The organism is Microvirga lupini (assembly GCF_014191055.1).
Taxonomy (GTDB): domain Bacteria; phylum Pseudomonadota; class Alphaproteobacteria; order Rhizobiales; family Beijerinckiaceae; genus Microvirga; species Microvirga lupini_A.
Genome location: NZ_JACHWB010000007.1, coordinates 44647 through 57846, shown reverse-complemented (window position 1 = coordinate 57846; position 13200 = coordinate 44647). Strand labels below are relative to the sequence as shown.

The window sequence follows — 13200 nt, the reverse complement described above, 5'->3', positions numbered from 1 at the left end:
AGCCAAAAGAGCAGCCTCATCGACTGAAGAGAGGCACATCATGACGATTCAACGCATCAAGCCCGGCCCGCGCATGAGCGGCGCCGTCGTTCACGGGAACACGGTTTACCTCGCCGGTCAGGTTGCCAGCCAGAGCGCCGGCGGGAGCGTCACCGAGCAGACCAAGGAAATCCTCTCGATCATCGACAACCTGCTGGCCGAGGCCGGCACCGACAAGTCGAAGATCCTGATGGCCAATATCTGGATCACCGACATGGGCACATTCCAGGAGATGAACGCCGTGTGGGATGCCTGGGTGTCTCCCGGCAACACGCCGGCCCGCGCCACCGTCGAGGCCAAGCTCGCGACCCCGGCCTTCAAGGTCGAGATCGCCGTCATCGCGGCGAAGTAAATTCTGCAGAAAAGAAGCGGGCCGAAAGGCCCGCTTCTTTTATCTTAAGCTGCGTCGCGCTTATGGGCAGGGATGGCGCATGCCATCGTAACCGAGATAGGTGCCCGAAGCCGGATCGTAGGACTTGAAGCGCTGTGCGCAGTAGGCGTGATTGCCGCCATAAACCGGAGCGGCCTGAGCCTGCGACTGAGCGATGGCGCCGCCGATGATGGCGCCGGTGGCAAGACCGATCGCGCCGGCAGCCGCAGCCGAGCCGTAATCACGACGATAGTAGCGACGATCGCCATAATAGCGGCGCGGGCCGTAATAGCGGCGTTCCACATAGCGCGGGCCACCACGGTAATAGCGGCGGTACTGCACGTAGTCGGCGTTCACAGTGCCGTTCTGAACGGCGGATACAAGCTCATTGATCGGCGCGGTCTGCGTCTCGGCGGCAGAGGCCGGAGCAGCAAGACCGAAGGTGCCGAGAGCGGCCGTAGCGGCCACAGCCATGAAGAACTTACGCATGGAATCACTCCTCCAATGTCGGGAGGCGAACGCGAAAAGGCGGATCTCGTTCCGCATTTTGGGAATTTTAGATTATCTCTCGCGCGAACGTGAGGAACGAAGATCATCGGGGGAGGTCTCGGGTCTGGTCGATGAAACCCGCCTCCCCTCCACCCTTGCCTGCCCGGTCGGACAGAGATCCAGAATCGCGCAACGGTGGCAGGCCGGATTCTTGAAGAAGCAGCAGCGCTGTCCGTGCAGCATCATGACTTCGTGGTTGTCATAAACCTGCTGCGCGTCCCAATCCTGCGGCAGAAGAGCAGCGAGCGCCGCATGGGATGGTCCCACCGCTGTCGATTGCGGAATGAGACCTGTGCGCTGGGCCACCCGGTGGTGATGGCTGTCCACCGGAAGAGCCGCCTTGCGCAGCACCGAAAACGACAGTACCGCCGCGCTGGTCTTCGGACCAATGCCCGGAATGCTCTCAAGCCAGGCCCGCGCCTCCTCGACCGGCATGTCCTTCAAGAAGTCGAGCGAGAGGCTGCCGTGCCGCTCCTCGATGGCGTGCAGCACGGCCTGGAGGCGCGGCGCTTTCTGCTCGGGCCAGGTCACGCCCTGGATCGTCGCCTCGACCTCCTCTGTCGGTGCATGCATCAGCGCGCGCCAATCGCTGAAGCGTGCCCGCAGCGCCTTGAAGGCACGGCCGGAATCCGCGTTGCGGGTGCGGTGCGACAGCAGCGAGGAGATCAGCTCGCTCAGCGGATCGAGGGTGTGGAAATACGGGATCGGACAGCCATAGATCGCGCAGAGCCGCTCGTGGATGACGAGCGCCTTCGCTTTCAGATCCTGCAGGTCCGGATTCATCCCGTGGCAAGTCGCGAATCAGCGGGGTGGTTCCATGCCGTCGGCGTCATGCCTGGCCTTGTGCCGGGTATCCACGTTTTTGCAGCGCTGCGGTTCTCAAGACGTGGATGGCCGGGACAAGCCCGGCCATGACGGAGTTGTTTCGCGTTACAAAATGAACCGGCTCAGGTCCGCGTTCTTCGCCAGTGATTCCACCTCGCCGCGCACGTAAGCCGAATCGATCTTCACCGTTTCGCCGGAGCGGTCGGGCGCCGTGTAGGACACATCGTCGAGCACCCGTTCCAGCACCGTCTGGAGGCGGCGCGCGCCGATGTTCTCGACGGTGCTGTTCACCTCCACGGCCACTTCAGCCAGCGCGTCGATGGCATCGTCGGTGAAGACGAGATCGACGCCTTCTGTCTTCATCAGCGCGACCGACTGCTTGATGAGGCTCGCTTCCGTCTCTGTCAGGATGCGCCGGAAATCTTCGACCGTGAGCGGCGAGAGCTCCACGCGGATCGGCAGGCGGCCCTGCAGTTCGGGCAAGAGGTCGGACGGCTTCGACACGTGGAAGGCGCCGGATGCGATGAACAGGATGTGGTCCGTCTTCACCGGCCCGTATTTCGTCGACACCGTGGTGCCCTCGATCAAGGGCAGCAGATCGCGCTGCACGCCTTCGCGCGACACGTCCGCGCCGGTACGGCCCTCGCGGCCGGCGATCTTGTCGATCTCGTCGAGAAACACGATGCCGTTGTTCTCCACCTGGCGCAGGGCCTCCTGCACGATGGCATCCTGGTCGAGCATCTTGTCGGCTTCTTCCGTCACCAGCGGCTCATAGGCCTCGCGCACGGTGGTGCGGCGCGTCTTGCGCTGTCCGCCAAACGCTTTTCCGAACATGTCCGAGAGATTGATCGCGCCCACCGAAGCGCCCGGCATGCCGGGGATCTCGAACATGGGCATCCCCTGCCCTCCACCGGATTGCAGCTCGATCTCGATCTCCTTGTCATCAAGTTCGTTGGCGCGCAGTTTGCGACGGAACGAGTCACGGGTCGCAGCACTCGCGGTGGTGCCCACGAGCGCATCGAGCACGCGCTCCTCTGCGGCCACATGGGCCTTCGCCTGTACCTGCCGGCGGCGCTCCTCCTTCACGAGGCCGATGCCGATCTCCACAAGGTCGCGCACGATCTGCTCCACGTCGCGGCCCACATAGCCCACTTCCGTGAACTTGGTGGCCTCGACCTTGAGGAACGGAGCATTCGCCAGCTTGGCGAGACGGCGCGAGATCTCGGTCTTTCCGCAGCCCGTGGGGCCGATCATCAGGATGTTCTTGGGCGCCACCTCCTCGCGCAGGGCGCCTTCGAGCTGCTGCCGGCGCCACCGGTTGCGCAACGCAATGGCGACCGCGCGCTTGGCGTCGTTCTGGCCGACGATGTAGCGGTCGAGTTCGGAAACGATTTCGCGGGGAGAAAAGGTGGTCATGGGATCTCTTGGCTCTTTGGCGTCATCCCCGGGCTTGATCCGGGGGATCCACGTCTTGTGACGTGGCGGTTCTCAAGACGTGGGTGGCCGGGACAAGCCCGGCCATGACGGGCAATCAGGTATCCAATGTCTCAATAACGATGTTCGCGTTCGTGTAGACGCAGATCTCGGCCGCAATGGCGAGCGAGCGGCGCACGATGGCCTCCGGGTCGGTCTCGTACTCGGCCAGCGCTCTAGCTGCCGCGAGCGCATAATTGCCGCCGGAGCCGATGGCCATGATGCCGTTTTCCGGCTCCAGCACGTCGCCGGCGCCGGAGAGGAGCAGACCGACATCCTTGTCGGCCACCAGCATCATGGCTTCCAGGCGGCGAAGATACCGGTCGGTGCGCCAATCCTTGGTGAGCTCGACGCAGGCGCGGGTGAGCTGGCCGGGATATTGCTCGAGCTTGGCCTCGAGCCGCTCGAACAGGGTGAAGGCGTCCGCCGTGGATCCCGCAAAGCCCCCGATCACCCCACCCTTAGCGAGGCGCCGGACCTTCTTGGCATTGCCCTTCACCACCGTCTGGCCAAGGCTCACCTGCCCGTCGCCGCCGATGACGGTGCGGCCGCCCTTTCGGACCATGAGGATCGTGGTGGCATGCATGCGGGGGGGGGCGTCTTCGGACAAGGCAGGGCTCCGGCGGGAAAGAACTGGGCGGCCATGGGCCGTTATCCGGCTGACTTAATCATTGATCGGCCAAAAGCAACGCGGGTGGCAATTCTCCGCGCGGCTTGCTAGAGCATCGGACCCAAAAGTGGATTTGCACTTTTGGGATCCATCCGATGCTCCGCTTTTTATGAGCACATTGTTGGCTGCGGAAAACCGGATCCACTTTTCCGCACAATGTGCTAGAACGCCCCGTCTCTTGTTCCGCAAAGGATTGTGATGATGCGCTCCGCGAGCGTCAGCCGTCGTACCGCCGAGACCGATATCGTCCTGTCGATTGCCCTCGATGGCACCGGCAAGGCCGAGATCTCCACCGGCGTCGGCTTCCTCGACCATATGCTCGAACTGTTCGCCCGACACGGTCACTTCGACCTCTCCGTGAAGGTGACCGGCGATCTGCATGTGGACCAGCATCATACCACCGAGGACACCGGGATCGCGCTCGGTCAGGCCATCCTGAAGGCGCTTGGCGACAAAAAGGGCATCACGCGCTATGCCGACATCCATCTGCCGATGGACGAGACCTTGACGCGCATCGCCCTCGACATCTCGGGCCGTCCTTTCCTGGTGTTCCGGACCGCCTTCCCGACGGAAAAGATCGGCGTGTTCGACACCGAGCTGGTACGCGAGTTCTTTCAGGCGTTCGCCATGAATGCGGGCCTGACCCTGCACGTGGAGACGCTTTACGGCGAGAACAGCCACCATATCGCCGAGAGCTGCTTCAAGGGCTTGGCACGGGCCTTGCGTCAGGCCGTGGCACTGGACCCAAGGGAAGAGGGCCGCGTTCCCTCTACCAAGGGTACGCTCTAAATCGATCAAGAGGCACCTTGTCCGGCGGGCACGCCAGCGTCACCTCACCGGACGAGGCCTGAGGAAACGTCGCCATGACCACCTATACCCTACACCTCCCGCGCGATGCGCGGCCGGGTGACCCGAGTGCTTTGGATGAATCCGAGTTCGTGAAGGATGCCTTCTCCTGGGGCGCCTTCTTCTTCACCTTCCTGTGGTTCTTCGTCCACCGGCTGTGGCTCGCCGGCTTTGCCGTGCTGATCGTCGTCTTCGCCTTCGGCGGCCTCATGGCCCTTCTGGACGTGCATCCGCTCGCCGGCTCCATTGCGCAGCTCCTGCTGCAGAGCCTGATCGGCCTTGAGGCCAACAGCCTGCGGCGCTGGACGCTCGCCCGTCATGGCCGCTCGGCCGTCGACGCGATCGCGGCCGCCGACCAGGACGAAGCGGAGGCCAAGGCCTTCGCCCGCTGGCTCGATGCGAAGTCCGCCCCCCTGCCCCGCCCGGCATCGTCGCCGGTCCTGTCCACCCCTCGGAGGCTCGATCCGGTGATCGGCCTCTTCCCCGATGCGGAGCGTCCCCGGTGAGCGTCGTCATCATCGATTACGGGTCCGGCAACCTGCACTCGGCTGCCAAGGCCTTCGAGCGGGCGGCCCGGGAGGCGGAGCTCGACCTCGCCGTGACGGTCTCGTCCGACCCGAACCTTGTCGCCAAGGCAGACCGAATCGTGCTGCCGGGCGTCGGCGCCTTCGCCGATTGCCGCCGCGGCCTCGATTCCGTATCCGGCATGGTGGAGGTGCTGCAGCGGCGCGTGCATGAGGACAAGCGCCCGTTCTTCGGCATCTGCGTCGGCATGCAGCTCATGGCCACGCGGGGCCTCGAGCACACCACGAGCTACGGCCTCGACTGGATCAAGGGCGACGTGAAGGCCATCGAGCCGAATGATCCGTCTCTCAAGATCCCGCATATGGGCTGGAACACGCTTGAGGTGGCGAAGCCCCACCCGCTCCTCGACGGCATTCCGACAGGACCGGACGGACTGCACGCCTACTTCGTGCATTCCTACGCCCTGACGCCGGCGAACCCCGATGACGTGGTCGCCACCACCGATTACGGCGGGCCGGTCACGGCCATCGTCGGGCGCGACAACCTCGTCGGCGCGCAATTCCATCCCGAAAAGAGCCAGGCGCTCGGCCTCAAGCTCATCGCCAATTTCTTAAGGTGGCGCCCGTGATCCTTTATCCTGCCATCGACCTCAAAGAAGGCCGCTGCGTCCGCCTCATCCAGGGCGACATGGACCAGGCGACCGTGTTCAACGACGATCCCGCCGACCAAGCCGCCACCTTCGAGACGCAAGGGTTCGAGTGGCTGCACGTGGTCGATCTCGACGGAGCCTTTGCCGGCAAGCCGATGAATGCGGCGGCCGTCGAGGAGATCCTCAAGCGGGTGAGCATTCCTGTGCAGCTCGGCGGCGGCATCCGCGACATGAAGACCGTCGAGGGCTGGCTGTCCAAGGGCGTGTCCCGGGTGATCATCGGAACGGCTGCCGTGCGTGATCCCGCCTTCGTGCGCGAGGCCGCCCGCCTCCATCCGGGCAAGATCGCGGTCGGCATCGATGCCAAGGACGGGCTGGTCGCCGTGGAAGGCTGGGCCCAGACCTCGACCCTGTCGGCCGAAGAGCTCGGCCGGAGATTCGAGGATGCAGGCGTTGCCGCCATCATCTACACGGACATCGCCCGTGACGGTATTCTCAAGGGCCTCAACTTCCCGATGACCTTAGGGTTGGCCCGCGCCGTCTCGATCCCGGTGATCGCCTCCGGCGGCCTCGCCTCCATGGCCGATATCGAGCGCCTGACCCAACCCGACTGCGCCGTCCTCAACGGTGCCATCTCCGGCCGCGCGCTTTATGACGGACGCATCGATCCGGAGGAGGCGCTGGCGCTGTTGAAATCGATTCACGCCTAAAAGGCTGCAGGACGATCCGCCCCATCAACATCCACCTGTCAACGGCGAAGCTTCTTCCCTCGTGACGTTAATTTGGGTAAATATACCTGAGATAACGTTGCGAACCGGAGGCTTCCGTGGCATTCAAAGTGGTTCAGGGCGGCGAGATCCGCGTCAACACGACGACGGACAATACCCAATTCGAACAAAGCATCGCCGCCCTCGATAATGGCGGCTGGATCGTCACCTGGCGTGACACCCACAAGGACGGCGACGGCAACGGAATCTTCCAGCAGCGCTACGCGGCCGACGGCTCCATGGTGGGTGCTGAGACCCAGGTCAACACCACGGTCGACGGGCATCAGGAAGCCCCTCAGGTGACCGCGTTGTCCGATGGGGGCTGGGTCGTGATGTGGATGTCCGATGCTGATGGTGATTCCATCTACGAGCGCGTCTACCAGCAACGGTATAATGGCAACGGACAGAAGGTCGATGGCGAGATCTTCGTCACCGGTACGCTTTCTGGATCCCAGGACTACCCGACCGTCACCGCCCTGCATGGCGAGAACGAGGGCGGCTGGGTCGTGAGCTGGCTGTCGGGAGACATCAACGACACCACGATCTATCAGCGGCGCTACGATCCCGGCGGCAATCCCATGACGATGAATGCCGTCGCAATTCAGGCCACGACCGAACCCGGCTTCCACCTCTCGGTGAACACTGCCGGCCTGCCCGACGGCGGCTGGATCGCCACTTGGACAAGCGGCACCACGGATGGGGGCAAGATCGTTCACCAGCGCTTCAAAGCAGATGGCACGGCGCATGGAGATCCCGTCACCATCGGGGGAGCCCGCCTTCAGTTTCCCAAGGTCACGGTTTTGAAGGACGGGAGCTGGGTGATCGCCTGGTCGGATTTCGAAGGATTACGCTGGAACGTCAAGCAACAGAAATTCGCATACGACGGGACCGCAGGGACAATTGAAAAGGTCAATGTTTCCAAGGCGGGTGCTCACAGCAACCCGGATCTTCAGGCCCTGCCGGACGGCGGCTGGATCGTGACATGGAACGCCGACGGGGTGGATAGCTCCAAAGACGCCATTCTTCAGCAGCGCTACGACGAAAACGGTAACAAGGTCGGCGGCCAGACCATGGTCAACACGACGGAGGCCGGACGGCAGTATGCGCCTGACGTCACGGTGCTGAAGGATGGCTCCTGGGTCACCGCGTGGTGGTCGTCTCTCACCTCGAGCGGATCGGCCGCTGGCGCCGACATCTACCAGCAGCGCACCTCCGGCGAGTTCCTGACCATCAGCGTCGACACCGCAACCGGAACGCATGACGATGAAACGCTGTACGCGATGCCGGGCACACTCAATGCCGGCGACGTGCTCAATGCGGGCGGAGGTGAGGACACATTGCTGATGGTGGGGGCCGGCACGATCGACCTCTCGGCTCCGGCCATCTTTGCAGGATTCGAAGTCGTTGAAGGATCGGACGGCAGCGACACCATCATCATCAGCGCCGGTCGGCTTCCCGGGCTGACGGCCATCAACGGAAAAGGTGGCTTCGATACGCTTCAGTTGGCCATGGCCGGTACCTACGACTTAACGGTCGGCCAAGGATTCGAAATCGTCGAGGGTTCTGACGGCGACGATACCATCATCGCCGATAATGCCCAGATTTCAGAACTCTGGGCTGTCGGCGGGAGGGGCGGCACGAATGTCCTGCGCCTCGTGGGTGAAAATTCTTTCGACTTGTCTTCTCTCACGATCGCGAGTTTTTCAGAGATCGTCCTGACGAAAACGTCGGGCACCCAAGTCAGAGTTGCCGACAAGGAGACGGCGCTCCTTCTGAGTGGCGCGGCGAGCAACAACGACAGCGTCATCCTCGACATCGACGATATCTTCTCGCTGGCCGAACGCAGGCAGTTGTTCCGCCAGGGGATCGAGTCCATCACCGATGCCGAGGGCACATATACCAACGCCGCGCCGACCGCGATCGGGCTCGATAACGCGCGCATCGGTGAGTTCTCGGCACCGGGAATACGAGTGGGCACGCTCTTGGCCGACGATGAGGACGAGGGCGAGGATTTCACCTTCGAGCTTCTCGATGACGCAGGCGGACGCTTCATGCTCTCCGGCGATGCGATCCTGGTGAAGAACGGCCTCACTCTCGATTTCGAGCAGGCACCGTCCCACCGGGTCAGGGTGCGCGTGACGGATGCGGGCGGCAAGGACCTGGAGCAGGATCTGACGATCACGGTCACCGACGTGAATCCGGAGACCGTGACGGGAACGGCCGCAGCGGACAGGTTCGTCGGCGGCGAGGGCGCCGACAGGCTCAGCGGAGGCCTTGGCAATGACACCCTGATCGGCGCTGGCGGCGACGATGGCCTGGAGGGCGGCGAGGGCGAGGATCATCTCTCGGGCGATCTCGGCAACGACATGCTGTCCGGCGGCGCGGGGGCCGACACGATGGTCGGAGGAGGAGGAGACGATACCTATCTGGCGGAAACCGGCGATGTGATCGTCGAAGCAATCGGTGGCGGAACCGACACGGTTCTGACCGACACGAGCTTCAGCCTTGCCGCGCTCTCGGAGGTCGAGAACCTATTGGCGCGGGAGATCGGCGCAGCAACGGCTCTCACCCTGACCGGCAATGCCAAGGCCAACATCCTCATCGGCAATGCGGGCAAGAATCAGCTCAATGGTGGGGTGAGCAACGACACACTGACCGGCGGTGCCGGCAAGGACGACTTCGTCTTCACCGCCAAGGTCGACAAGAAATCCTGGAAGGCCAATCTCGACAGGATCGCGGATTACAAGACTAAGGACGACACGATCCTGCTCGACAACGCGGTGTTCAAGAAGCTCGGCAAGGGCAGCCTGACGAAGAAAGGCAAGCTCAACAAGGATTTCTTCACGGTCGGCTCCAAGGCGAAGGACAAGAACGACTACCTGATCTTCGATCCGAAGAAGAAAGTCCTGCTCTACGATGCGGACGGCTCCGGCAAGGGTGCGGCGTATCAGATCGCCACCTTCGAGAAGAAGCTCAAGCTCACCATGACGGCCGCAGAATTCTTCGTGATCTGAGGCCGGGTGACATCGGCGGAGAAATTTGGCATCTGATGGGAGCCGGTTCCATGTGCCCTGGACCGGCTCTTGTTTTTTGCTGGCCCCGTTTGTGGAAACCGTCCGATGCTCAAAGTCCGTCTCATTCCTTGTCTCGACGTGAAGGACGGGCGCGTCGTGAAGGGCGTGCAGTTCGTCGATCTCGTCGATGCGGGCGATCCGGTCGAAGCGGCGAAGGCCTATGACGCGGCCGGCGCCGACGAACTCTGCTTCCTCGACATCACGGCGAGCCACGAGGCGAGGGGGATCCTGCTCGATGTGGTGCGGCGCACGGCCGAGGCGTGCTTCATGCCGCTCACCGTCGGCGGCGGCGTGCGCACGGTGGAAGACATCCGCAAGCTCCTGCTCGCAGGCGCCGACAAGGTGTCGATCAACACCGCCGCTGTGAAGAACCCGGATTTCGTGCGCGAGGCGTCGGAAAAGTTCGGTGCGCAATGCATCGTCGTGGCCATCGACGCCAAGAAAGTATCAGGGGAGGGTGAACCTCCGCACTGGGAGATCTTCACCCATGGCGGCCGCAATGCCACCGGCATCGACGCCATCGCGTTCGCCAAGCAGGTGGCGGCGCTCGGGGCAGGGGAGCTTCTGGTCACCTCCATGGACCGCGACGGCACCAAGGGCGGCTACGATCTCGCGCTTGTGCGCGCCATCGCGGACGCGGTTTCGGTGCCGGTCATCGCGTCGGGCGGCGTCGGAAATCTCGACCACCTTGTTGACGGCGTCGAGACGGGCCATGCCAGCGCGGTGCTCGCGGCCTCGATCTTCCACTTCGGCACGCATACGATCTCGGAAGCCAAGGGATACATGGCCGGCAAGGGCCTCAAGATGCGGCTGGATGCTATTCAGTAAACGGCAATGGCTCTGTCAAAGGAAAATGCTCAAGCGCTCAATGCCGGTTTTCTCGACTTTCTGAAGGCGCATTTTCCGCAATGGCTTGAGCATGTCCGCATCCTACGCGACGAAGATGCTGGCCAGGACTTTCTAGGACTCACCATTCCTGATCCTTCCGGGATCACCCATGAACATCCGCTCGAAATCTCCACTTGGGGCGAGGAGATCACCGTTTTCTTTGGTGATTTTCACACCCATTTTTCATGGCCGGAGGGGTTTGATGGATCTGATAGCTACGGCCAGATAATAGACTTTCTGCAAGCCTTGCTGAATGAAGACATCATTATTGCATCCGTCTGGAAAGAAGACAGAATGAGACTGAGCTCGACCGCTCATCCTGGCGACCTCACCAAATTCTCTGATGTCCCGGCAGGCGATCACGAGTTGCGTATCGCCTCGTGGCGGGGCACTTATGACCGCCGGTTCCCTGTCGATTGGCAAAGCTATTTGAAGGCATCCCATTCATGACGGTCTCCAACGAGGATGATCTGGCCAAGCTCCAGGAGATCGGCAGGATCGTGGCCAATACGCTTGAGGCCATGGCGGCGGCGCTCGAGCCTGGGATGACGACGGCTGAGCTCGACCTGATCGGGCGCAAGCTTCTCGAGGCGGCCGGTGCCCGGTCCGGCCCGGAGCTTGTCTATGACTTTCCCGGTGCCACCTGCATCAGCGTCAACGAGGAAGTCGCCCATGGCATTCCCGGCTCCCGGCGGATTCAGGCGGGCGATCTCGTCAACATCGACATCTCGGCCGAGAAGAACGGCCTGTTTGCCGATACCGGCGCTTCCTTCGCCGTTCCACCGATCACGAACGCCACCAAGCGCCTGTGCCGCGACGGCAAGCGCGCGATGTGGATCGGCCTGCGCCAGGTCGGGGCCAACAAGCCCCTGGCCGGCATCGGTCAGGCCATCGGACAATTTGCCGAAAAGAACGGCTACACCCTGGTGCGTAATCTCGCGAGCCACGGCATCGGCCATTCCCTGCACGAGGAGCCGAAGGAAATTTCGACCTGGCCAGACCGCTCGGAGCGCCGGATCATGAACGAGGGTCTCGTCTTCACCGTGGAGCCGTTTCTGTCCCTGGGGGCTGAATGGGCCGAGGATGGCGACGATCCCTGGACCCTGTTCAGCGAGCCACGCGCGCCCACCGTCCAATACGAACACACCGTCGTTGCCACCCGCAACGGTCCCCTCGTCGTCACCCTGCCGGGCTAGTTCACCCATGACCTCCTTCACCCTCGACGATCTCGCCCGCATCATCGCTGAGCGCGCCGCCGCTCCAGCATCGGAATCCTATACGGCCAAGCTCGTCGGCGGCGGACCCGCCAAGGCGGCCAAGAAGCTGGGCGAGGAGGCGGTGGAAGCGGTGATCGCGGCCGTGCAGGGCGATCGCGAAAACCTGACAGCGGAGGCCGCCGACGTGCTGTATCATCTTTTGGTCGTGTTGCAGGGCGCGGATATTCCTCTAAGTGACGTCATGGCCGAACTGGAGCGCCGCACGGCGCAGTCGGGTCTTGCGGAGAAGGCCGCGCGCAAGACCTAAAACGGAAAAGGTGGTTCGCATGGACCAGCCCAACGTGATTTCCGCCCCTGAGACCGATGACGGCCTGTCGCCCTACCGGGTCTTTTCCCGCGACGAATGGGCGAAGCTGCGTGCCGACGCGCCCATGACGCTCACCGCCGACGAGGTGGTGCAGCTGCAATCCCTCAACGATCCGATCTCCCTCGACGAAGTGGCGGCGATCTACCTGCCGCTCTCGCGTCTGCTCTCCCTCTACGTTGCGGCGACCCAAGGGCTGTTCAAGGCGACCCAGCGCTTCCTGCTCGCCGAGAAGGACGCCAAGGTGCCCTACATCATCGGCGTGGCAGGCTCGGTGGCGGTGGGTAAGTCCACCACGGCCCGCGTGCTCAAGGCGCTGCTGGCCCGCTGGCCCAACACTCCGAAGGTGGACCTCGTCACCACGGACGGCTTCCTCCTGCCCAATGCGGAGCTGACGCGGCTCGGGCTCATGGAGCGCAAGGGTTTTCCGGAGAGCTACGACACCGGCAAGCTCCTGCACTTCCTGGCCGACATCAAGGCCGGCAAGCGCAACGTGAAGGCACCGCTCTATTCCCACCTCGTCTATGACGTGGTGCCCGGCGAGGAGACCACTGTCGACCGGCCGGACATCCTCATCGTCGAGGGGCTGAACGTGCTCCAGCCGGCGCGCATGCCCAAGGACGGCACGGCCATCCCCTTCGTGTCCGACTTCTTCGACTTCTCGGTCTATATCGACGCCGACGAGGCGGATCTGCACCGCTGGTATGTGAACCGTTTCCTGCGCCTGCGTCACACGGCCTTCCGCGATCCTCTCTCCTATTTCCGGCGCTATGCGGAGCTGCCCGAGGCCGAGGCAATCAATATCGCCGAGGGCCTGTGGAACCGCATCAACCTGCTGAACCTTCAGGAAAACATCATCCCGACCCGCCAGCGCGCGAGCCTGATCCTGAAGAAGGGCGCGAGCCACCGGATCGAGACGGTGGCGTTGCGGCGGCTCTGACCTG

15 protein-coding genes are annotated in these 13200 nt (G+C 63.1%); 11 read left to right on the top strand and 4 right to left on the bottom strand.

Annotation, left to right across the window (positions count from 1 at the left end):
* The first annotated feature begins 40 nt into the window (after positions 1–40).
* Positions 41–391 (top strand): RidA family protein, encoded by a 351-nt coding sequence (locus tag FHR70_RS20145; RefSeq protein WP_183453563.1) that lies wholly within the window; start codon positions 41–43, stop codon positions 389–391.
* A gap of 60 nt (positions 392–451) precedes the next feature.
* Here the strand turns inward: FHR70_RS20145 and FHR70_RS20140 are convergent, their stop codons facing one another.
* The 4 genes from FHR70_RS20140 to hslV all read right to left on the bottom strand — a co-directional run bounded on the left by FHR70_RS20140 (position 452) and on the right by hslV (position 3842).
* Complete coding sequence (locus FHR70_RS20140; RefSeq protein WP_246408351.1) at positions 452–898, bottom strand: BA14K family protein; 447 nt, start codon at positions 896–898, stop codon at positions 452–454.
* Between the two features lie 72 nt (positions 899–970).
* Positions 971–1741, bottom strand: a complete 771-nt coding sequence (locus tag FHR70_RS20135) for an endonuclease III domain-containing protein (protein ID WP_183453561.1) — start codon at positions 1739–1741, stop codon at positions 971–973.
* 147 nt (positions 1742–1888) lie between these two features.
* Positions 1889–3199, bottom strand: coding sequence for an ATP-dependent protease ATPase subunit HslU (hslU, locus tag FHR70_RS20130; protein WP_183453559.1), 1311 nt, complete (start codon positions 3197–3199; stop codon positions 1889–1891).
* Positions 3200–3314: 115 nt separating this feature from the next.
* Positions 3315–3842 carry an ATP-dependent protease subunit HslV gene (hslV, locus tag FHR70_RS20125; protein WP_183453759.1) on the bottom strand — a complete coding sequence of 176 codons (528 nt, stop codon included), beginning with the start codon at positions 3840–3842 and terminating at the stop codon, positions 3315–3317.
* Between the two features lie 285 nt (positions 3843–4127).
* Between hslV and hisB the strand changes: the two genes are divergently transcribed.
* The 10 genes from hisB to coaA all read left to right on the top strand — a co-directional run bounded on the left by hisB (position 4128) and on the right by coaA (position 13196).
* Positions 4128–4715, top strand: coding sequence for an imidazoleglycerol-phosphate dehydratase HisB (gene hisB / locus FHR70_RS20120; RefSeq protein ID WP_183453757.1), 588 nt, complete (start codon positions 4128–4130; stop codon positions 4713–4715).
* A gap of 74 nt (positions 4716–4789) precedes the next feature.
* Positions 4790–5278: a DUF2628 domain-containing protein gene (locus FHR70_RS20115; protein ID WP_183453557.1), complete on the top strand. Its 489-nt coding sequence runs from the start codon at positions 4790–4792 to the stop codon at positions 5276–5278.
* Positions 5275–5925: an imidazole glycerol phosphate synthase subunit HisH gene (gene hisH / locus FHR70_RS20110; protein ID WP_183453555.1), complete on the top strand. Its 651-nt coding sequence runs from the start codon at positions 5275–5277 to the stop codon at positions 5923–5925. Before FHR70_RS20115 ends, hisH begins: the two co-directional genes overlap by 4 nt.
* Positions 5913–6656, top strand: coding sequence for a 1-(5-phosphoribosyl)-5-[(5-phosphoribosylamino)methylideneamino]imidazole-4-carboxamide isomerase (gene hisA / locus FHR70_RS20105; RefSeq protein ID WP_183453553.1), 744 nt, complete (start codon positions 5913–5915; stop codon positions 6654–6656). Before hisH ends, hisA begins: the two co-directional genes overlap by 13 nt.
* A 116-nt stretch (positions 6657–6772) precedes the next feature.
* Positions 6773–9727, top strand: a complete 2955-nt coding sequence (locus FHR70_RS24550; RefSeq protein ID WP_183453551.1) for a hypothetical protein — start codon at positions 6773–6775, stop codon at positions 9725–9727.
* 105 nt (positions 9728–9832) lie between these two features.
* The gene (hisF, locus tag FHR70_RS20095; protein WP_183453549.1) at positions 9833–10615 is read left to right on the top strand and encodes an imidazole glycerol phosphate synthase subunit HisF; all 783 of its coding nucleotides are present in this window, start codon (positions 9833–9835) and stop codon (positions 10613–10615) included.
* 6 nt (positions 10616–10621) lie between these two features.
* Positions 10622–11125: a hypothetical protein gene (locus tag FHR70_RS20090; RefSeq protein WP_183453547.1), complete on the top strand. Its 504-nt coding sequence runs from the start codon at positions 10622–10624 to the stop codon at positions 11123–11125.
* Entirely contained in the window at positions 11122–11871 is a 750-nt protein-coding gene (map, locus tag FHR70_RS20085) for a type I methionyl aminopeptidase (protein WP_183453545.1), read from the top strand. Before FHR70_RS20090 ends, map begins: the two co-directional genes overlap by 4 nt.
* 7 nt (positions 11872–11878) lie before the next feature.
* Positions 11879–12199, top strand: coding sequence for a phosphoribosyl-ATP diphosphatase (locus FHR70_RS20080; RefSeq protein WP_183453543.1), 321 nt, complete (start codon positions 11879–11881; stop codon positions 12197–12199).
* A 19-nt stretch (positions 12200–12218) separates the two neighbouring features.
* Entirely contained in the window at positions 12219–13196 is a 978-nt protein-coding gene (gene coaA / locus FHR70_RS20075; RefSeq protein ID WP_183453541.1) for a type I pantothenate kinase, read from the top strand.
* Positions 13197–13200 lie beyond the last annotated feature (4 nt).